The organism is Serratia sp. KG1D (assembly GCF_037150675.1).
Taxonomy (GTDB): Bacteria; Pseudomonadota; Gammaproteobacteria; order Enterobacterales; family Enterobacteriaceae; genus Serratia; species Serratia nematodiphila.
The window spans coordinates 1606908-1626797 of the sequence record NZ_JBAGIH010000001.1 but is presented as its reverse complement, the minus strand read 5'-3'; the positions used below and the strand labels follow the sequence as shown (position 1 = coordinate 1626797).

The window sequence follows — 19890 nt, the reverse complement described above, 5'->3', positions numbered from 1 at the left end:
CCTTCTTTTTCTGGTTCAGACATGCAGATAAAAGTTCTCGGCTCGGCAGCGGGCGGCGGCTTTCCCCAGTGGAATTGCAACTGCGACAACTGCCGGGGCGTTCGCGACCACAGCATCACCGCCACGCGCCGCACGCAGTCTTCCATCGCCGTCAGCGACGACGGTAAAAACTGGGTACTGTGCAACGTTTCCCCGGACATTTGCCATCAGCTGCTGGCCTCGCCCGAATTGAACAATCCCGACGTGCTGCGCGGCACCGGCATCGGCGCGATCGTGCTGACCGACAGCCAGATCGATCACTGCGCGGGCTTGCTCAATTTGCGTGAGGGCTGCCCGCACCACGTCTGGTGCACCCCTGAAGTGCATGACGATCTCAGCACCGGTTTCCCGGTGTTTCCCATGCTCTCTCACTGGAACGGCGGGTTGATTCATCACCCGGTAACGCCCGGCGAACCGTTCCGCACGGCGGTCTGTCCAAGCGTGCGCTTCACCGCCATTCCGCTGCTCAGCAACGCGCCGCCCTATTCGCCGTACCGCGATCGCCCGCTGCCGGGCCACAATGTGGCGCTGTTCATCGAAGATATCGCGCGCGGGGTCGGCCTGCTGTATGCGCCGGGCCTCGGTGAACCGGACGAAGCGCTGATGCCCTGGCTGCGCCGGGCGGATTGCCTGCTGATCGACGGCACGCTGTGGCGCGACAACGAGCTGGCCAACGCCGGCGTGGGGCGCAATACCGGCAAGGACATGGGGCACCTGGCGCTGGCGGAAGAGCACGGGCTGGCGGCCCTGCTCAGCGCCTTGCCCGCCAAACGCAAGATCCTGATCCACATTAACAATACCAACCCGATCCTCAATGAAGACTCCGTGGAACGGCAGAGCCTGACCGCCGCCGGCATCGAAGTGAGCTGGGACGGCATGAACATCGAACTGTAGGGAATCGCCATGACGCAACCACGCCCCCTGACGCCGCAGGCATTTGAAGCGGCGCTGCGCGCCAAAGGCGCTTATTATCATATCCATCACCCGTATCACATCGCGATGCACAACGGCGAAGCGACGCGTGAGCAGATCCAGGGCTGGGTGGCCAACCGTTTCTACTATCAGACCAGCATTCCGATCAAGGATGCGGCGATCATGGCCAACTGCCCGCAGCCGGAAACCCGCCGTAAATGGGTGCAGCGCATCCTGGATCACGACGGCTACGGCGGCAGCGAAGGCGGCATCGAGGCCTGGCTGCGCCTCGGCGAGGCGGTTGGGCTGCAGCGCGACGCCCTGCTATCCGAGCAGCTGGTGCTGCCCGGCGTGCGTTTCGCGGTGGATGCCTACGTCAACTTCGCGCGCCGCGCCTGTTGGCAGGAAGCGGCCTGCAGCTCGCTGACCGAACTGTTCGCGCCGCAGATCCATCAGTCGCGCCTCGACAGCTGGCCGCAGCACTACCCGTGGATCGACGCCGCCGGTTACGACTATTTTCGCAGCCGCCTCGGCCAGGCCAACCGCGACGTGGAACACGGCCTGGCGCTGGCGCTGGACTATTGCGATACCGTTGAAAAGCAGCAGCGCATGCTGGAGATCCTGCAGTTCAAGCTGGACATTCTGTGGAGCATGCTGGACGCCATGAGCATGGCCTACACCCTGAACCGCCCGCCTTATCACAGCGTGACCGCCGCGCGGGTCTGGCACAACCAGAGGCTGGTGTAATGACGCTGAACCCTGAACACACCCCCGTCTTCCGCCGCGGCTACCGCCTGCAATGGGAGCCGGTGCAAAACAGCCACGTGATCCTCTACCCGGAAGGCATGGCCAAACTGAATGACAGCGCCGCCGCCATCTTGCAGCTGGTCGACAGCCACACCACGCTGAACGGCATCATCGCGCAGCTGAACGCCCGCTTCCCCGGCGCCGACGGCTTGGCGGACGACGTGCTGGAGTTTTTCCAGCGCGCCTACGAACAAAAATGGGTGACCTTCCGTGACTGAACCACGTGCGCCGGCGGTGAATCCGCCGCTCTGGCTGCTGGCGGAGCTGACCTACCGCTGCCCGCTGCAGTGTCCGTACTGCTCCAACCCGCTCGATTTTGCCGCGCAGGAAAAAGAGCTGACCACCGCGCAGTGGATAGAGGTGTTCCGCCAGGCGCGGGCGATGGGCAGCGTGCAGCTCGGCTTCTCCGGCGGCGAGCCGCTGGTGCGTAAAGACCTGCCCGAGCTGATCGCCGCCGCGCGCGATCTCGGGTTTTACACCAACCTGATCACCTCCGGCATCGGCCTGACCGAGAAAAAGCTGCAGACTTTCGCCGATGCCGGGCTGGATCATATTCAGATCAGTTTTCAGGCCAGCGACGAAACGCTGAACGCCGCGCTGGCGGGCTCCGCCAGGGCGTTTCAGCAGAAGCTGGCGATGGCCAGGGCGGTCAAGGCGCTCGGCTACCCGATGGTGCTCAACTTCGTGTTGCATCGCCATAATATCGGCCAGATCGACCGCATCATCGAACTGGCGATCCAGCTGGATGCCGACGACGTCGAGCTGGCGACCTGCCAGTTCTACGGCTGGGCGCACCTGAACCGCGAAGGGCTGCTGCCGACCCGCGGACAGATCGCCGAGGCAGAAGCGGTGGTGAAACGCTATCGCGAGCGCATGGCCGCCGACGGCAAACTGGCCAACCTGCTGTTCGTCACGCCGGATTACTACGAGGAGCGGCCTAAAGGCTGCATGGGCGGTTGGGGGGCCATCTTCATGAGCGTGACGCCGGAAGGCATGGCGTTACCCTGCCACAGCGCCCGTCAGTTACCGATTACGTTTCCGTCGGTGCTGGAGCACGATCTGCAGCATATCTGGTACCACTCCTTCGGCTTTAACCGCTATCGCGGCTATGACTGGATGCCGGAGCCCTGCCGGTCCTGTTCGGAGAAAGAGCAAGACTACGGCGGCTGCCGCTGCCAGGCGTTCATGCTGACCGGCAACGCCGACAACGCCGACCCGGTGTGCGGCAAATCGCCGCACCACGGCACCATTCTGGCGGCGCGTGAAGCGGCGAATCGCTCGCAGATCGGTATCGATCAGCTGCGTTTTCGCAACCAGACCAACTCCCGACTGATCTTCAAGGGCTGACGATGACACTCGCCGCCTCATGGCAGCTCGATAACGGTTTGGCCGTCAGGGCGATAAGCACCCCGGCCGCTGAGAGCGCCGCCGCGCTGGTGCGCATCGAAGCGGGCAGCTTTCAGGCGCCTGCCGCCTGGCCCGGCCTGGCGCATCTGCTGGAGCATATGCTGTTTCGCGGCAGCGCGAACTTCAGCGCGCAAGATGGGCTGATGGGCTGGACGCAGGCGGCCGGCGGCCGGCTAAACGCCACCACCCAGGCCACGCAAACCGCGTTTTTCTTTGAAGTGGGCGCTGACCCTCTGGCGGAGGGGTTGGCTCGGCTGAGCGATATGCTCGCCGCCCCGCAGCTGGCGGCTGAGGCAATCGCCCAGGAGATCGAGGTCATCGACGCCGAATACCGCCTGCTGCGCGCCGACGGTGAAACCCGCTGCGAAGCGGCGCAGCGGCAGATGTTCAGCGGATTTGACGCGTTGCATCGCTTTCATATCGGCAGCCGCGCCGCTTTCGGCAGCAATATTTCCGCATTGCAGCAGGCGTTGCGGCAGTTTCACCACCATTATTACCGCGCACCGAACATGACGCTGTGGCTGCAAGGCCCGCAATCACTCGAGCAGCTGCATGCGCTGGCACAGCGCTACGGTGGCGGCCTGCCGTCGGGCAGCGCCACGCCGCCCGAGACATTGCCGCCGCTGGCCGCCGGACAAGATTACACGCTGTCTCTTCCCGGCGCGCCGCAGCTGCGGCTGGTGTTTGCCCTGCCGCACTGCCGTTCACGCGGCTGGCTGCGACGGCTTGAGCGTTTATTGCTGGACGATGCCCCAGGCGGGCTGCTGGCACGGCTGCGCGCGCACGCGTGGGGCGACGCCGTTCGTCTGGATTATGCCTACTGCGGCGAAAACAGCGCCCTGCTGAGTTTTATTTTCACCGTCAATCACGGCTCGGCGTCTGAGGCCGCCCATATCGAAAGCGCCTTGCTGGCATGGCTGCAGGCGCTGAACGCGCTGACACCGGGCCAGCTTGCGCATTTCGGGCAACTGGCGAACCGCGATTTTCACCGTTTGGCGCCGCTCGATCAGCTGCGGGCCCGGGCATTGGGGCTGCCGCCGACGGAACAGCATGACGACTGGACACGGCAACTCGCTATGCTGATGGCAGCGCCGCGCCACCGCCTGGCCGTGCTGCCCGAGGGGGGCGGTGAAACGCGCGAAATCCAAGGGCTGCCGCTGACCCTTGGCCCCTTCGTCGGCGCCGCGCTGACGCCTACAGTGGAGCCTTTCCGCTTTTTCTCCGCTTCGGCGGCGCTGCCGATACCGCCCTTGCCGGCCGGCCAGGCGCCGCTGCAGCATCTACGTTCCGGCGAGGCGCAGCCGGTGCTGTTGCTGCGCCCATCGTCGCCTGGCGCACTCAGCGAAGAACAGGCCTGTGGTTTGCAGGCGGCATTGCGCCCCGAAGCGGCCGAGTTGGCGCATCGGGAGGGACATTTAAGCGTCGAACGCCACCAGGGTGTGTGGCTGCTGCAGCTGGCGGGCAGCCACGGGCTGATCTGCCACGGCCTGAACGTCGTGAACCGGGCCCTGGCGGCGCAGTCGCCGGCCGTCATCAACGAGGCGGCGAGAAACCTGCGCCACGCGCAGTTAAAACAACAAAACGATATCGCCATTCGCCGCCTGTTAGCCCAATTGCCGGCGGCGTTGAACGTCTCTACGGCAACCGCGCCATACTGGCATGCCACCCTGGTCGGCGGCGATGGCGAGTTAAAACGGCGGTTGTCACATTTGCTGTATGACTTCCCCTACGCCATAACGGCTGAGCCGCAAACGCCGCCGCGTTTACATCTTCCTGTCACGCTGACGGAAAGCGGCGCCGAACACGCCTTGCTGAAATTTTACCCGCTGCAAAGCGATGAAGCCGAAGGCCGCTGGGCGCTGCGCGTGCTGGCCCGGCTTTACGCGCCGCGCTATTTTCAGCGGCTGCGCGTGGAACGCAACGTGGGCTACGTGGTGCAATGTGCCTTCCACCGCTGCACCCATGCCGAAGGCCTGCTGTTCGCGCTGCAATCCCCGACGTTCACCGCGCAACAGCTGCGGCAGTTAACCGACGAATTCTTGCAGCAGATGCATCATGAGCTGACGCACGTTAGCGTTGGTGAGCTGGAGCAAACGCAACAGGCGCTGCAACAAAACTTGCAACGCCTCAGCGCCGAGCCGTTGCAACGCGCGCGGGAGATTGCGTTGGAAAATCGCGCGACCATTGCTGCCGCTGCGCCAATCACGCTGACACAACTGTTGCACTGGCAACAGCGGCTGTTCGTTGCCGGCTGATATTGCGCCGGTGTCCACCCGACGCAATATAAACGCAGCAAGGCAACGAATAACCAAGGGGACGATATCTCAGAAAGTCGTGAGCGGAGCGACGTGAAACGTGATGACCGCGTTCAGAAGCGCCGGCCGAGGCCGAGGGATAAGAAGGCGTTGTTGGCTAGTTATTTCTCTTCAAGATCTTCCCTGTCTCAGCCCAGATTTGACTACGGTAATGATCGTCTTCCTGAGAGAAGAAAAGTACGGTTAGCCCATCCTTGTCCAACAGCGCAATGCCATCGGGGGCGGGACGCCATGCGGCAGGCTCTTGCGGCAATACGTCGGGCGTGCAATCAGACAAGAATTTCAGGCTATAGCCGCCAGCCGATTCCACACTCTCCGTGTTGAGCTGCACAACACAAGATTTTGATTTATCACTGACCGTCCACTGCCCGGATAGCGTTTCGGCGGAAGGTAAAACCAGGCTGCTTGCCATAGAGACTCCTGAAAACAAGAATATTATTCCGACAAGAATAAATTTATACATAGGTGGCCCATGTGAAACGGTGGGCATCATCGCCCACCGTTGCCATTTTAAACGATAAAATCAACAGCGACGTCAGCCTGTCCAACGATGTGCACCAGGAAGTCTGGATTTGCACCGCCCTGGATGTTGAAGGCCAGTTCACTCAGATTGTTCTGGATATCATAGGACAATAGCGCCTCACCGGCCTGCCCGCTGAAATGATCGACGAACTGAATGAAATCACTGCCTTTATCGCCTTGGTTGAAGAAGGACAGATCGATCTTGTCCTTGCCTGACTCAAAGTCCCAAATTGTATCAGGTGCCTGAACAGGCGAGTCATTAAGATCAGAGAAGACAAAAATGTCATTACCGTCTCCTCCCCATAATTGATCCTGACCAGCCCCGCCGTAAATAACATCATTGCCGGCGCCGCCTTTGAGCGTATTGTCTGCGTGATTCCCAACGATGATGTCATTACCTGAGCCCCCTATCGCGTTTTCGATGGTGACACCGGCAGCGATGGAAACATTCCCTTTTAATCCCCCGACGTCGGAGAAAGCGCCTTCGTTCAGGTTGATACGTTGATTTTGGCTATACCCCGAGAAATCAAGGGTATCATTACCACCTGCATCCCAGACAGACATCACCAGCTTGTCGTGGCTGCCCTTGAGTGTATAGAAGTCTCGGCCTGTATTTGAATTAAACCCGTAAACGGTGTCGCCGGTTCGGGTGGTCATGTTGGCACCGTAAAGATGTTGGATGGCCGCGATATCATCAACCAGCGGTGCAGCGGCATAGTAGTGGCCATGATCCGCATCGGTAATGGATTCATTCCAGTAACTCATTACGCTAAACTGCCGGGTATCTTCGGCGTAAACTGCCTTGGTATAATTTGGGCTTCCTTGCCCCGCATTATACGTTCCCGGATGATCTAACCCGAGAGTATGGCCAACTTCGTGGGTAATGGTTAAACGGCCGTAATTACCCAGCTCAGGATGCAAGTTTTCAGAATGGTTCTTAATATTATACCAACTTTGCCCATCAGAATTGTATCCTCTGTAGTCATTGCCATTATATGAGAATGGTTTCAAGGCATACGCTTGCCCTTTCCCCTCATAATTCCCAAAAGTAATATTGGAAGGTTGATCCGATGCCACTTCGACAAACTTTAGGTTGGCAACATCGGCCCAGGATTGCAAAGATAACTTCGCCTGTTCTTGTTGATGTTGCGTGAACGCACTTAGCCCCGTATCGCGTTCTGAGGAGCGGTGGCCCAGGTTCAGTTCGTTATATTCCCAATCCGGGAAGGAATAGGTCACCGTCGCATCTTTGCCCGTGACGTGAACGCCATTCCAGGTTTTATCGCTGCGCGCTATCTGCAACCCCGCATCATTTATGTCATAGGACGGTTTATTATTGATCGTCAAACCATTCCCGCGCTCATGGTAGTGAATAAGATCGTTAACACTGTCCCAACCTGTTTCGTTTCCATTCATGGTATTACCCATAGCTTTCTCCACAAAAAAGCTAGTATTAATATGACATCCGAAATGTCTCTTGGGGTTAATCAAAGTCCTGAGAATAGCGATAACCCGATGCGCCCCATTCTTTTTGCCAATTCCATTACACCCAGAGAGTAAATTTAATTTTAACCGCCTGAGGCCTCCTTACCCATGATTGAGAACGTATGCAACTCCGTGAGAACGCGATATATCCGCGAAAAATGCGTGGAAATAATAGCCGCCTTGATCCGGCCATGGCTTAATACTGGGATCTGCTGGTTGAGGCTAAGTGAAGATGCCGCCCAAGAGGCCTGATGACAGCAGCCGTTCGATACATTGTCTCGTTGCCAGAGACCACAGCAGACGTGGTCTCGTGTGATGAACGTTGCCTGTCGTCCGAACCGCTACCTGGGGATCATTACGTGAATGCATTTGCGACACCATCCAGTTTTGCTAATGATTATCATTCGCGAGGCTATCTCACACGTCAGCAAAGTGTCAACAGATGAAACAAAACATTTCTTGATTTATATCATCACTTTTCTCGTAATCGCCCGGGAGCCGTGCTTTGGCGCCTGTTGAAACGTGCATGAAATGGTGAGCATCACCGCCATAAGCGAGGATTTCTTCAGTATTGGTGCATAGCGCAAGCAAAATGCCGAGCGCAACAACAGCATGGCAGCTAAACATTTCGCCACATTGAAACATCAATATTGATTACTTTTTCCGACAGTAAAGCATCGTGGTCGGAGCACTTATTTTTCGATGCAATATAAGAGGGGCTTATAAATAACAGGAGTATTCCTAATGCGTTCTTGCGTAATCTATTTCATGCTACCAGGCCGGTTTTTAGCCGCGCCCGCTGGCTATTCCCATTTTCATTGGCAATGACTATATTGAAAGAGGCTCTGCTATAGAGCAAGAATATGGGTAATTTTCCGAGGAAATACCGCATGACCCTGTTGCCCAAGCAGAGTAATAACAAAAATCCGATTGATCTCTATAGCGAAATCGTAGACGACTTGCCGGGTCTGATTTGCTTCGGCAACCGCCTTGGCGGTTATTTCAATAAGCAGTGGCGCGACTATACCGGCGCCATCGCCGGTGAGCATGCCGCCGCAGACTGGCTCGATGCACTGCATCCCGACGATCGCGATCGCCTGGCCGCGCAATGGCGCCAGGCGATCGTTGCCCTCTCCTCGTTCGCCGGCGAAGCCCGTCTGCGCGAGCGCAGCGGCGCCTACCGGTGGTTTATGCTGGCGTTTAACGCCCGTCAGGACGGCATGGCGCAGGAGCCCAGCTGGTACCTCACCGCCACCGACATCCATCCGCAAATGCTGCAACGCCAGCAAAACGTTCAGGCGCTCTCTATCCAGCAAGACATGCTGGACGCCAGCGTCGACTGCATCAAAGTGATCAATCACGACGGCACGCTGCGCCACATGAATCGCTCCGGCAGCCTGGCGCTCGGTCTTGATCCGGCGCAAAAAGAGTTTGGCATGCCCTGGCTGGGGCTGCTGTCCCCCGAGATCCGTCGCCGCGGCAGCAAGGCGCTGCGCAACGTCAGAGCCGGAAAAAATGCGCGCTTCACCGGATTGAGCGTGACGCCGCAGGGTAAAAAACAGCACTGGGACAACATTCTCACACCGGTCAGCGATGAACACGGCGCCGTGGCCGAGATCTTGTGCGTCTCGCGCGACGTGACGTCGCAACGCGTGATGGAACAACGTCTGTTGCTCGCCAGCGAATATGACGAATTGACCGGCCTGCCCAACCGGCGCTTATTCAAGAAAAAGCTGAAGCAAGAGATGAAACGCGCCCTGCACGGCAAAAAGTCGCTTGGGCTGATGCTGCTGGATCTTGACCACTTCAAGCTGGTGAACGACACGCTGGGCCACGCGGCGGGCGACCATCTGCTGCGGGTCTTGGGTAAAAGGCTCAGCGCCTGCATGAGTGCGCATTCGTTCGTCTCCCGCCTCGGCGGCGACGAGTTCGCCGTGGTGATCAGCGATGTCGAAAACGAGCAGGATATTTTCCGCATCGCCAACAAGTTTCTGCTGCAGTTGGAGACGCCGATCACCCACGGCGGCAAGACGCTGCATTGCGGCATGAGCATCGGCGGCGCCATCTATCCCAAAGACGCTCGCGACGCTTCGGAGCTGATGAAATGCGCCGATACCGCGTTGTATGAACTGAAAGACGGCGGCCGCGGCGGCGTCTACATGTTCGATCGCAAGATGATGGACAAAGCCCGCGCCCGCGCCAGCCAGCTCAACTACGCGCGCCAGATCGTGCGCGACAACTGCATCCGCCCCAGCTACCAACCGAAAGTCTGCCTGATCGACGGCAGCATCGTCGGCTTTGAAGCGCTGCTGCGCTGGCACTGCCCGCAAAACGGCGTACAGCTGCCGGCGACGGTAAGCGAGGCCTTCAACGACTACGAATTGGCAACCAAGATCAGCGAAGCCATGCAGCTGAAAGTCTTCGCCGATATCGCCCGCTGGCGCGCGGCCGGCGTGGCGGTGCGGCCTATTTCGCTGAATGTGTCGCCGATCGAGTTTTTACGCGACAACTACGCCGAAACCTTCCTGCAACGTCTGCTGAAGTTCCGCATTCCCCATCACCTGATCGAACTGGAAGTGACCGAACACGCGTTCAACAAGCACGGTTCGAAATACGTACTGCGCGCGCTGCAAATGCTCAAAGAGATGGGTATCCGCATCGCGCTGGACGACTTTGGCACCGGCCACTCCTCATTCAGCCATATCATGGATTACCCGCTGGACTGCATTAAGCTGGACTGCGACTTTATTCAACGCATGAACACCGAACCGGCGATCCTGGCGATCGTGGAAAGCATCGGCATTCTCGGTCAAAAGCTGTCGATCGATATCATCGCCGAAGGCGTGGAAACCGAGCAGCAGCGCCAAACGCTGTGCGAAGCCGGTTTCCATATCGGCCAGGGTTTTCTGTTCAGCCAGGCGGTGGAGTCCCAGCAGGTGCCCGAGTTGCTGCAGGCGATGCCGCAATCTGTCGAGGGCCGCTAAGCGCCCTGCCGTTCGCCGAACGGTGCCAGCTTCATGCCGATAAGCGTCACCACGCAGATGATCGCCCCGGCGTAAAAGGTGGAGGCGGAACCGAACAGTTCCCACAGGGTTCCGGCCCCGAGACTCGCCAGCAGCAATGCCGCGCCGCTGATCAGATTGAACATGCCGAACGCGGTGCCGCGCAGGTGCGCCGGCGCAGTGTGCGCCACCATCGCCGCCAACAGTCCCTGCGTCATGCCCATGTGCACGCCCCACAGCGCCACGCCAAACAGCACGCCCGCCCAATGATCGCTCAGCGCCAATACCAGGTCGGCGGCGATCAGCACCAGCAGCCCGGCTTTCAGCAATCCTTCATGGCTCATGCGGTCGGACAGTTTTCCGAACGGATAGGCCGAGCAGGCGTAGACCAGATTCATGGCGACCATCACCAGCGGGATCAGCGCCAGCGGCGTGCCGCCCTGCTGCGCCTTCAACACCAGGAACGCTTCACTGAAACGCGCCAGCGTAAAGATCGCGCCGATGCTCACCACCCACCAATAGCTGCGCCCCAACAGCCTCAGGTTGGCGCGGGTTATCGGGTTGGTGCGCTTGTGGGTTATCGCGGCGGCCGGCTCTTTCAGGCCGAAAAACAGCAGCGCAATCGCCAGCGCCGCCGGGATCGCCGCCACCCAGAAGATGGCGCGAAAATCGTTGTGCCACAGCAGCATCAGGCCGACGGCCAGCAGCGGCCCTAAAAAGGCGCCGACGGTATCCAGCGACTGGCGCAGCCCGAAAGCCGCGCCGCGGATCTCCGGCGGCGTCACGTCGGCCACCAGGGCATCGCGCGGCGCCCCACGGATGCCTTTGCCCACGCGATCCAGCAGGCGCGCGCTCATCACCATGCCGGAAGACGACGCGATGGCGAAAAACGGTTTGCTGATGGCGCCCAGCCCGTAGCCCAGCAGCGCCAGCCCCTTGCGTTTGCCGAGGTAATCGCTGAGCACGCCGGAGAACACCTTGACGATCAACGCCGTCGCCTCCGCCAGCCCTTCGATCAACCCGATGACGATCACGCTGGCACCGAGCGTCGTCGCCATAAACAGCGGCAACAGGCTATGGATCATCTCCGAGGAAACGTCCATCAGCAGGCTCACGCCACCCAATACCCACACGCCGCGCGGTATGCGGCCCAACGTAGCAAAACGCGACGACATGGTTCATCCTCGATCGATTCAGCGCCGCCAGAGGCGCCTCATGATTTTTCCAAGATTGGTTAGTTGATTTTGTTCGTTCACAGATCTGCCGCCTTTAGAGATAGTGCAACGACCGTGTGACACCCATAATAATGAAGGTAATTAACATAATGATATATAGCAAAAAGATGATAGTGATTGCGGCGCTGCTGAGTTTTTCCGCCGCCGCCGCACCAGGCGTGGATCTCGTCGCCAACGAAACGCCGATCCACACGGTGAAGAGCGCCGAAGCCGTGGCCAAAATCCCCGCCGGCTTCCGGTTCGTGGAACCCGGCACGCTGACGGTCGCCATTTCTCTGCTGGGCAGCGGCCCGCCGTTCGGACTGTACGCTCGCGACAATAAAACGGTGATTGGTAGCGAGGCGGACATTGCGCGCCTGGTGGCCGACGGTTTGGGGTTGAAACTCAAGCTGGTGCCCACCTCGTGGGAAGACTGGCCGCTGGGGGTGGCCTCCGGCAAATATGACGCCGCGGTTTACAACATCACCGTGACCAACGAACGCAAGACCAAATTCGATTTCGCCACCTATCGGCAGGATACGCTGGGTTTCTACGTCAAATCCGACAGTAAAATCACCCAGATCAAAACCGCGCCGGATATCGCCGGTAAAAAGATCATCGTCGACTCCGGCACCAATCAGGAAGCGGTGCTGTTGGCCTGGGACAAAGAGAACCGCGCCAAAGGGCTGGCGCCGCTGCAGCCGGTGTATGTCACCGACAAGGCCGCCTCCACGCTGGCTATTCAGTCCGGCCGCGCCGACGCCACCTTCGGACCCAACGTTTCCGGCGCTTATCAGGCGCGGCTGACCGGTAAAACCCGGCTGGTGGGCATCGTGCCCGGCGGCTGGCCGAAGACCGCCAACATCGCCGTCACGCTGAAGAAAGGCAACGGCCTGGTGGACGCGGTGCAGGCTTCGCTCAACAGCGCCATCGCCAACGGCAGCTATCTGCAGGTGCTGGATCGCTGGGCGGAGAGCGACGAGAAGATTGCCCATTCCGAGATTAACCCGCCGGGACTGGGGGATTGAGAGAGCAACAGGCCCCGCGCAGCGGGGCCTTATCGCCGCTCAATCGCGCCGCCTTATTCCGCCGCCGTTTTCTGCCTCCCCAGCCTGCGGTACAGCGTGCTGCGTGAAACGCCGAGCGCCTTCGCCGCCCGGCTGAGATTGCCGCCCGCCCTGTCGATCGCCGCCTGCAGCGCCCCCAGATCGGTATCGGCGTTCTCTTGCCGCGGCGCCAGCACCGCGATGGACTGAGGAAGATCGTCCAGTGTAAGCACCGCATGATCGTCCGCCAGCGCCAGCAGCACCTTGAGCGTGCTCAACAGTTGCCGCACGTTGCCGGGCCACGGATAGCGCGCCAGCATCGCCAGCGCCTCCGGCAACAGACGAATGTCGCGCCGCTCACCGCCCAGCTCTCGCCACAGCTGCAAAATGAAGGCCTCCAGCTGCGCCCGCTCTCTGAGCGGCGGAATGCGCAGGCTGTATTCCTGTATGCGGTACAGCAAATCCTCGCGAAACGCCCCCGCCTCTACCTGCCGATGCAGATCGTGGTGCGTGGCGCAGACCAGCGCGAACTCGACCGGATAAGCGCTGCGGCTGCCGAGCGGGGTGACCGTTTTTTCCTGTAATACCCGCAGCAGGCGCGTTTGCAGACCCGCCGGCATGTCGCCGATTTCATCGAGAAACAGCACGCCGCCGTCCGCCTCGCGGATCTTGCCGATGTAGCCTTTCGGATTGGCGCCGGTAAACGCCCCCGGCGCATAGCCAAACAGTTCGGATTCGATCAGCGGCTCAGGCAGCGCCGCGCAGTTGATCGCCACGAAATTGCCGTTGCGCCAGCGGCTCTCTTGAAACAGGCGGCGGCTGAAATGCTCTTTACCGCAGCCGGTTTCGCCGGTCACGCACAGCGAAAGGCCGGCGTTGAGAATGCGCAGCGCTTTCTGATGCTGCTCGTCGTGCCGTTCCGCCGGCGGCGCAGAACGCAGAGCGCTGACGCGGCGTTGCGGCGCCTCAAGCAACGAATAATAGTGCTGTTGATTGCCGGCCAGCGTCTGGCGCGGTGCCCCGGAAGGCTGTCGCAACAGGTCGGGAAACAGCTGGGTGAACTCAACGGAGCCGAATGAGGCCGACGAGAGCTGGAACTCCATCATCGCCAGTCGATTGGCGGCGATCAGCACTTCGTCGTGAAACACCAGCAGCAGCTCTTGCGCGCTGCCCAGGCAGCGGGCATCGGCGTGCAGACGCAGCGTCCAGTGGCGGTCGGCGATCGCGCTTCTGACCCAGCGGTGTTCGATATGCCGCACCGCCTGCATGATCAGGCGCTGTGCATCGCGGTACGGGCGCTGCGCGGGTGCGGAGAGATCCAGTATGCCGGCAATGCGGCCATCCGGCCGATAGATCGGTGCGGCGGTGCAGTTCAATCCGGCATTTTGGTTGAGAAAATGCTGGTCGCCGCGCACTTCGCAGAACGCACCCAGCGCCAGCGCGGTGCCGATGGCGTTGGTGCCCCGCTCCGCTTCTCCCCACTGGTTGCCCGGCGCCAGCGCAAAGCGCGACGCCTTATGCAGAAAGTCGGTATTGCCGCGGGTTTCCAGCACCAGCCCGTCGGCGTCGGCGATCACCACAATGGCGGGCTGGCGCGTAATTTGCGCGCCCAGCTGCTCGATCAGCGGCTGTACCCGCTGCGGCACCCAATCGTTGCGGCTGCGCAGCTCTTCGAGCAATCCGGCTTTGATAAACGGGATATGTTGATCGGTGCGCGTCAAGCCATAACCCTGGCTGCGTTGCCAGGATTCCGCCAACGGCTGGGTCAGCAAGCTGGCGCCCTCTGCGGGCAAGCGGTCGTCAGACAACATGCGTTTCTCCCCCGTTCGCGAGTGTTGCAAATGTGTATCATAAATGTGTATCAGGCGTTGCGACACGGGACACAAAAAATCATCGGCGACGGCGGCGCCACCCGAAGTTCTCAGCCCTCTCAATGCTTAAGGTTTTAATAACTCGTTCTTTTTTTTACGGATGCTACCTCTGTCGCTAATCTGGCACGCGCCGTGCTTCTCTTTGCTGCGGCGACATGCCGCATTCACAGGCGCAGCCCAATAGCGCCGCTTTTCATCTGCAGAGAGGTGCTTAACATGAAATATGTCCACCCCGGTTTGCCTGGCTCGCTGGTTTCGTTCCGCAAACGCTATGGCAACTACATTGGCGGCAAATTCGTCGAACCGGTATCCGGCAACTACTTCACCAACACCTCGCCGGTGACCGGCCAGCCGATCGCCGAATTCCCGCGTTCCGACGCCAAAGACATCGAGCTGGCGCTTGACGCGGCGCATGCGGCGGCGGACGCCTGGGGTAAAACCAGCGTGCAGGAACGTTCCAACGTGCTGCTGGCGATCGCCGATCGCATCGAATCGCGGCTGGAGATGCTGGCGCTGACCGAAACCTGGGACAACGGCAAACCGATCCGCGAAACCCTGAATGCCGATCTGCCGTTGGCGGTCGACCATTTCCGTTACTTCGCCGGTTGCCTGCGCGCGCAGGAAGGCACCGCGGCGGAGATCGACCAGAACACCGTGGCCTACCATATCTATGAACCGCTGGGCGTGGTCGGCCAGATCATTCCGTGGAACTTCCCGCTGCTGATGGCCGCCTGGAAACTGGCGCCAGCGCTGGCGGGCGGTAACTGCGTGGTGCTGAAACCGGCGGAACAAACGCCGCTCGGCATCAGCGTGCTGATGGAAGAGATCGGCGATCTGCTGCCGCCGGGCGTGCTCAACGTAGTGCAAGGTTTTGGCGCCGAGGCCGGCGAAGCGCTGGCGCGCAGCAAACGCATTGAAAAAATCGCCTTCACCGGCTCCACGCCGGTCGGCCGCCATATCCTCGCCTGTGCGGCGGAGAACATCATCCCCAGCACCGTCGAGCTGGGCGGAAAATCGCCGAACATTTATTTTGAAGACATCATGCAGGCGGAACCGGAGTTTATCGACAAAGCGGTTGAGGGGCTGGTGCTGGGCTTCTTCAACCAGGGGGAGGTGTGCACCTGCCCTTCACGCGCGCTGATCCAGGAATCCATCTACCCGCAGTTTATGGAGAAAGTGCTGGCGCGTATCGCTACCATCCGCCAGGGCGATCCCTTCGACACCGAGACCATGATCGGCGCCCAGGCGTCAAAACAGCAGTACGACAAGATCCTGTCCTATATCGAGATCGCTAAAAACGAGGGAGGCAAAATCGTTGTGGGCGGCGAGCCCGCCCAGCGCGGCGACGAAGTGCAAAACGGTTTCTACCTGCAGCCGACGCTGATTACCGGCAACAACAGCATGCGTTTCTTCCGCGAGGAGATCTTCGGGCCGGTGATTGGCGTCACCACCTTCAAGGATGAGGCCGAAGCCCTGGCGCTGGCCAACGACACCGAGTTTGGGCTGGGCGCCGGGCTGTGGACCCGCGACATCAACCGCGCTTACCGCATGGGCCGCGCGATCAAGGCCGGGCGCGTGTGGACCAACTGCTACCACCTGTACCCGGCGCACGCCGCGTTCGGCGGCTACAAGAACTCCGGCATCGGACGCGAAACCCACAAGGCGGCGCTGTCGCACTATCAACAGGTGAAAAACCTGCTGGTCAGCTACGACGCCAAGCCGCTGGGCCTGTTCTGAATCCGGCGTAATGACAAGAAGGCCACCCGCAGGTGGCCTTCTTTTTTTCGCGTGGCCTACTTCGCCATGCCGAGATCGATCACCATGCGACCGCGAATGGTGCCCGCCTTCATCTCGTCGAAGATGGCGTTGATATCCCCCAGCGGCCGCTTGGTCACTTTCGGCGTCACCTTGCCTTCGGCGGCGAACTGGAACGCCTCCTTCAGATCTTCGCGCGTGCCCACCAGCGAACCCACCACCTGAATGCCGTCCAGCACCAGGCGCGGAATGCTCAGATCCATGCTCTCCGGCGGCAGCCCCACGGCCACCACTTTACCGGCGGCGCGCACCGCATTCACCGCCGAGTTGAAGGCGGCTTTCGCCACCGCCGTCACCACCGCCGCGTGAGCGCCGCCGGTTTGCTGCTGAATGATCTCCTCCGCGTTTTGCGTTTTGGAGTTGATGGTCAGATCGGCGCCGATCTGTTTGGCGAACTCCAGCTGACCGTCGTTGACGTCGATGGCGATCACTTTGGCGTTAAACACGTTCTTGGCATACTGCAGCGCCAGGTTGCCCAGCCCGCCCAAGCCGTAGATGGCGATCCACTGCCCCGGTTTGATATCGGAAATCTTCACCGCCTTGTAGGTGGTGACGCCGGCGCAGGTGATGCTGCTGGCGGCGAAAGAATCGAGCCCATCCGGCACTTTCACCGCGTAGTCCGCCACCACGATGCACTCTTCCGCCATGCCGCCGTCAACGCTATAGCCGGCGTTTTTCACCGAGCGGCACAGGGTCTCGTTGCCGCTGACGCAGTATTCGCAATGGCCGCACCCCTGGTAAAACCAGGCGACGCTGGCGCGGTCACCCACTTTTAACGAGGTGACGCCCTCACCGACGGCGGAGACCACGCCGATGCCCTCATGCCCCAACGTAATGCCCGGCACCTCACCGAAATCGCCATTTTTCACGTGCAAATCGGTGTGGCACACCCCGCAACACTCCATTTTCAACGCCGCTTCGCCGTGCTTCAGCGGGCGCAGCACTTTATCCTGAATGTCTACGGTATGGTTTTTCGTCACTACGGCAGCTTTCATGGTGTTTTCCTTAGCAGAGTGGGAAGTACAGTTGTTAATGTAGTGACTGTATTCGGTGAGGGCAAGTGCCACCTGTTTTGTGTAAAAACAAATAATTAAATATGAATCAGTCTGCTTATTTCATAAAAAACCATTAACAGACGGCGCGATCGCCTCGAGGTTGGCAGCCGTGAACGATCGCGCCTCCATGGCTTGATTTATCCCTTGAAGCGATTAACTGGGATTTTGAGGTAGTGCCGCCCATCATCTTCGCAATCTGGCAGAACGCCGCCGCGAATATTGACCTGCAGCGCCATCAGCATCAATTCCGGATGCGGCAACGTGGCGTCTCGCTGCTTTCTTTGCGCGATAAATTGGGCTTTATCCATGTTGGCCACCCAGGGGTTGTTCTCGCGCTGCTCTCGCACGGTGCTTTCCCAGCGGGCCTCACGCCCCGCCGGGCGATAATCATGGCCGGTAAACAGGCGGGTATCCGCTGGCAGGCTCAAGATCCGCTGCAACGAATCCCACAGGGCTTCCGCATTTCCGCCGGGGAAATCGGCCCTTGCGGTGCCGCTGTCCGGCATGAAAAACGTATCGTGAATAAACGCCGCATCGGCGATGTGATAAGTGACGGACGCCAGGGTGTGGCCAGGAGACAGCAAGACTTCAGCACGCAGGTTGCCGATAAAAAAGACGTCCCCATCCGCAAATAGCGCATCCCACAGGGTTTCGGCGGGAGGCAATTCTTTCAAATTATAGATGTCTTGCCACAGCCCCTGCACGGCGGTAATTTTTTCGCCTATGCCGGTGAGAGCGCCGGTTTTCTGCGCCAGCCAGGTGGCGGCAGAAAAATGGTCGGCATGCGGGTGCGTATCCAGCACCCAGGCCACTCCCCATCCTTGCTGCTGGATAAAGCTTAAAATGGTGCGGGCCTGCTGATGCGAGACCGTGCCCGATCGGCGATCAAAATCCAGCACCGGGTCGATGATGGCGCAGCGACGCGCTGCGGGATCGGCGACGACATACTGCAGGCTGCCGCTTTCCGGCTCATAAAACGCGTGCACTTGCGCGTGAGGCTGAACGGCCTGATGCCGGCCATACCAGCCCAGCGCCTTATCGGCATCGGCGCCATACTCTGCGCACTGGCTGCGAAATTGCGCTTCGTCTATCTGGCCTTCACGCAGCGCATACAGCAGGGAAAGGCAGGCAGAACGCGCTCCGCTCCTGCAATGCGCCAGGCTCTTCTCACCCCGCCGCAACAGGTAATGGAAGGTATAAACGGTCTCCCAGGTCAGCGTGTCGAATGTGTAAGGCAGATAGACGTAGCCCATTCCCCATTGCTCAGCCAACGCTTTTTCTTGTTGATGGTTAAGGTACTCGCCCGGCTCTTCATCTGGCCGATTGTTGACGATAAACCGATAGCCTTGTTGATGCAGGATGGCGAAATCATTCGCTGCGGGCGCCCCCGAAAAGGAGAGCTGATGATGGTAAGTACGGATGTGCATATTTTTTCCTTTTGTTTTATAGGCTTTTAAAAAGCATATAAAGGGCCAGCACCAACAACATGCCGGCATAGAGCACACGGATAATGTCCTCGCGTTTTTTCAGGCGCTCGGTGAGTGCCACCCCCACGACGCCCCCCAGAACACCGCCGACGATGAGCCAGCAGGTAATGACCAGCGACACCTTGCCGGACATGGCATAGCTTGCGCTTGTCGATAATCCCATGGCGGAAACCACGACCAGTGAGGTCGCCACCGCTTCAACCAGCGAAAAGCGGAAGAACCAGAGCAGCGCCGGCACCACCAAAAATCCGCCGCCGATGCCCAAAAAACCGGCCACCGCGCCCAGCGCCAGCACGCTGGGCCACACGATGGCGGGATGAAATGTCGGATGGGAGGACGGTAATCCGTTGCCTGCCCGATGATTTTTTTTCAGCGTCAATCCGGCGACAACCAGCATCAGCAGAGAGAAAGGCAGGGTTAAATGGTGCCCGTCCGTCATTTTTCCCACCTGAGAGCCAGCCAGCGTTCCCACCACCGCCACCAGAGAAACGGTAACGCCGGTCCGCCACCGGACGTTTCCTTTGGCGGCATGAACAAAAAGATTGATCAGCGCGCTAATGGCAACGGACATGGCACTGGTGCCTATAACCAAGTGCGTATCCGGGATTTTCACCATATACAGCAACAAGGGAACGCAGACGATGGATCCGCCTCCCCCGGTCAGAGCCAGGAGAAATCCGACTATTCCCCCGGTTATCACCAACAGCGTCAGGGTATAAAAAGTAAAATGGAAAAAATCCAATGCATTAATTCCCTTTCGATATTTATGGCATTTATTAACGATCAGTTTGCGTTGATTGTCAAATAACTTATTACATTTAGCTATTACATATAGCCAAATCGAATATGCGATTTTTAATATAACCATAAGTTCTATAAATTATCTTTAAATCTGAGCCGCAACCCCCTACTT

Annotated in this window: 15 protein-coding genes; 8 read left to right on the top strand and 7 right to left on the bottom strand. The window is 59.5% G+C overall.

The genetic code is table 11. The features are described 5' to 3' along the window. Positions 1 to 21 precede the first annotated feature (21 nt). From pqqB to pqqF, 5 genes are read left to right on the top strand one after another with little or no spacing between them, the layout of a single operon-like run. Complete coding sequence (gene pqqB, locus WFM45_RS08015) at positions 22 to 933, top strand: pyrroloquinoline quinone biosynthesis protein PqqB (protein WP_336955051.1); 912 nt, start codon at positions 22 to 24, stop codon at positions 931 to 933. A 9-nt stretch (positions 934 to 942) separates the two neighbouring features. Further along, positions 943 to 1698 (top strand): pyrroloquinoline-quinone synthase PqqC, encoded by a 756-nt coding sequence (gene pqqC, locus WFM45_RS08010; RefSeq protein ID WP_033634068.1) that lies wholly within the window; start codon positions 943 to 945, stop codon positions 1696 to 1698. Next, positions 1698 to 1976 (top strand): pyrroloquinoline quinone biosynthesis peptide chaperone PqqD, encoded by a 279-nt coding sequence (gene pqqD, locus WFM45_RS08005; RefSeq protein WP_103085264.1) that lies wholly within the window; start codon positions 1698 to 1700, stop codon positions 1974 to 1976. The genes pqqC and pqqD overlap by 1 nt, the downstream gene beginning before the upstream one ends. Continuing rightward, positions 1969 to 3105 (top strand): pyrroloquinoline quinone biosynthesis protein PqqE, encoded by a 1137-nt coding sequence (gene pqqE / locus WFM45_RS08000; RefSeq protein WP_336955046.1) that lies wholly within the window; start codon positions 1969 to 1971, stop codon positions 3103 to 3105. The genes pqqD and pqqE overlap by 8 nt, the downstream gene beginning before the upstream one ends. A gap of 2 nt (positions 3106 to 3107) precedes the next feature. Continuing rightward, complete coding sequence (pqqF, locus tag WFM45_RS07995) at positions 3108 to 5420, top strand: pyrroloquinoline quinone biosynthesis protein PqqF (RefSeq protein ID WP_336955044.1); 2313 nt, start codon at positions 3108 to 3110, stop codon at positions 5418 to 5420. A 157-nt stretch (positions 5421 to 5577) separates the two neighbouring features. On the opposite strand, the gene WFM45_RS07990 is transcribed toward pqqF, so the two are convergent. Next, on the bottom strand, positions 5578 to 5892 hold the full coding sequence (locus WFM45_RS07990) for an AprI/Inh family metalloprotease inhibitor (RefSeq protein WP_099982542.1): 315 nt from the start codon (positions 5890 to 5892) through the stop codon (positions 5578 to 5580). A 98-nt stretch (positions 5893 to 5990) separates the two neighbouring features. Then, the gene (locus tag WFM45_RS07985) at positions 5991 to 7430 is read right to left on the bottom strand and encodes a serralysin family metalloprotease (protein ID WP_336955040.1); all 1440 of its coding nucleotides are present in this window, start codon (positions 7428 to 7430) and stop codon (positions 5991 to 5993) included. Positions 7431 to 8377: 947 nt separating this feature from the next. Here WFM45_RS07985 and WFM45_RS07980 point away from each other — a divergent pair. After that, positions 8378 to 10471, top strand: a complete 2094-nt coding sequence (locus tag WFM45_RS07980) for a putative bifunctional diguanylate cyclase/phosphodiesterase (protein ID WP_048323433.1) — start codon at positions 8378 to 8380, stop codon at positions 10469 to 10471. Here the strand turns inward: WFM45_RS07980 and WFM45_RS07975 are convergent. Continuing rightward, positions 10468 to 11664 (bottom strand): MFS transporter, encoded by a 1197-nt coding sequence (locus tag WFM45_RS07975; protein WP_099982545.1) that lies wholly within the window; start codon positions 11662 to 11664, stop codon positions 10468 to 10470. The genes WFM45_RS07980 and WFM45_RS07975 overlap by 4 nt on opposite strands. A 149-nt stretch (positions 11665 to 11813) precedes the next feature. Here WFM45_RS07975 and WFM45_RS07970 point away from each other — a divergent pair, with 149 nt between their 5' ends. Beyond that, positions 11814 to 12731, top strand: a complete 918-nt coding sequence (locus WFM45_RS07970; RefSeq protein ID WP_021504584.1) for an ABC transporter substrate-binding protein — start codon at positions 11814 to 11816, stop codon at positions 12729 to 12731. Positions 12732 to 12784: 53 nt separating this feature from the next. On the opposite strand, the gene WFM45_RS07965 is transcribed toward WFM45_RS07970, so the two are convergent. Then, on the bottom strand, positions 12785 to 14560 hold the full coding sequence (locus WFM45_RS07965) for a sigma-54-dependent Fis family transcriptional regulator (protein WP_049277785.1): 1776 nt from the start codon (positions 14558 to 14560) through the stop codon (positions 12785 to 12787). Positions 14561 to 14836: 276 nt separating this feature from the next. On the opposite strand from WFM45_RS07965, the gene exaC reads away from it, so the two are divergent. Next, on the top strand, positions 14837 to 16357 hold the full coding sequence (gene exaC / locus WFM45_RS07960; RefSeq protein WP_048323427.1) for an acetaldehyde dehydrogenase ExaC: 1521 nt from the start codon (positions 14837 to 14839) through the stop codon (positions 16355 to 16357). A gap of 56 nt (positions 16358 to 16413) precedes the next feature. On the opposite strand, the gene adhP is transcribed toward exaC, so the two are convergent. The 3 genes from adhP to WFM45_RS07945 all read right to left on the bottom strand — a co-directional run bounded on the left by adhP (position 16414) and on the right by WFM45_RS07945 (position 19845). Beyond that, positions 16414 to 17430: an alcohol dehydrogenase AdhP gene (gene adhP / locus WFM45_RS07955; protein ID WP_336955035.1), complete on the bottom strand. Its 1017-nt coding sequence runs from the start codon at positions 17428 to 17430 to the stop codon at positions 16414 to 16416. A gap of 197 nt (positions 17431 to 17627) precedes the next feature. Beyond that, positions 17628 to 18917 carry a bifunctional sulfur transferase/dioxygenase Blh gene (gene blh, locus WFM45_RS07950; RefSeq protein WP_033633070.1) on the bottom strand — a complete coding sequence of 430 codons (1290 nt, stop codon included), beginning with the start codon at positions 18915 to 18917 and terminating at the stop codon, positions 17628 to 17630. Positions 18918 to 18933: 16 nt separating this feature from the next. Continuing rightward, the gene (locus WFM45_RS07945) at positions 18934 to 19845 is read right to left on the bottom strand and encodes a sulfite exporter TauE/SafE family protein (protein WP_238545856.1); all 912 of its coding nucleotides are present in this window, start codon (positions 19843 to 19845) and stop codon (positions 18934 to 18936) included. Positions 19846 to 19890: the final 45 nt, after the last annotated feature.

What these genes read in the sequence shown, in the direction of transcription:
- pqqB (WP_336955051.1), top strand. Translation starts at nt 22, where the DNA reads ATGCAGATAAAAGTTCTCGGCTCGGCAGCGGGCGGCGGCTTTCCCCAG.
- pqqC (WP_033634068.1), top strand. Translation starts at nt 943, where the DNA reads ATGACGCAACCACGCCCCCTGACGCCGCAGGCATTTGAAGCGGCGCTG.
- pqqD (WP_103085264.1), top strand. Translation starts at nt 1,698, where the DNA reads ATGACGCTGAACCCTGAACACACCCCCGTCTTCCGCCGCGGCTACCGC.
- pqqF (WP_336955044.1), top strand. Translation starts at nt 3,108, where the DNA reads ATGACACTCGCCGCCTCATGGCAGCTCGATAACGGTTTGGCCGTCAGG.
- WFM45_RS07990 (WP_099982542.1), bottom strand. Translation starts at nt 5,892, where the DNA reads ATGGCAAGCAGCCTGGTTTTACCTTCCGCCGAAACGCTATCCGGGCAG.
- WFM45_RS07985 (WP_336955040.1), bottom strand. Translation starts at nt 7,430, where the DNA reads ATGGGTAATACCATGAATGGAAACGAAACAGGTTGGGACAGTGTTAAC.
- WFM45_RS07980 (WP_048323433.1), top strand. Translation starts at nt 8,378, where the DNA reads ATGACCCTGTTGCCCAAGCAGAGTAATAACAAAAATCCGATTGATCTC.
- WFM45_RS07975 (WP_099982545.1), bottom strand. Translation starts at nt 11,664, where the DNA reads ATGTCGTCGCGTTTTGCTACGTTGGGCCGCATACCGCGCGGCGTGTGG.
- WFM45_RS07970 (WP_021504584.1), top strand. Translation starts at nt 11,814, where the DNA reads ATGATATATAGCAAAAAGATGATAGTGATTGCGGCGCTGCTGAGTTTT.
- WFM45_RS07965 (WP_049277785.1), bottom strand. Translation starts at nt 14,560, where the DNA reads ATGTTGTCTGACGACCGCTTGCCCGCAGAGGGCGCCAGCTTGCTGACC.
- exaC (WP_048323427.1), top strand. Translation starts at nt 14,837, where the DNA reads ATGAAATATGTCCACCCCGGTTTGCCTGGCTCGCTGGTTTCGTTCCGC.
- adhP (WP_336955035.1), bottom strand. Translation starts at nt 17,430, where the DNA reads ATGAAAGCTGCCGTAGTGACGAAAAACCATACCGTAGACATTCAGGAT.
- blh (WP_033633070.1), bottom strand. Translation starts at nt 18,917, where the DNA reads ATGCACATCCGTACTTACCATCATCAGCTCTCCTTTTCGGGGGCGCCC.
- WFM45_RS07945 (WP_238545856.1), bottom strand. Translation starts at nt 19,845, where the DNA reads ATGGTTATATTAAAAATCGCATATTCGATTTGGCTATATGTAATAGCT.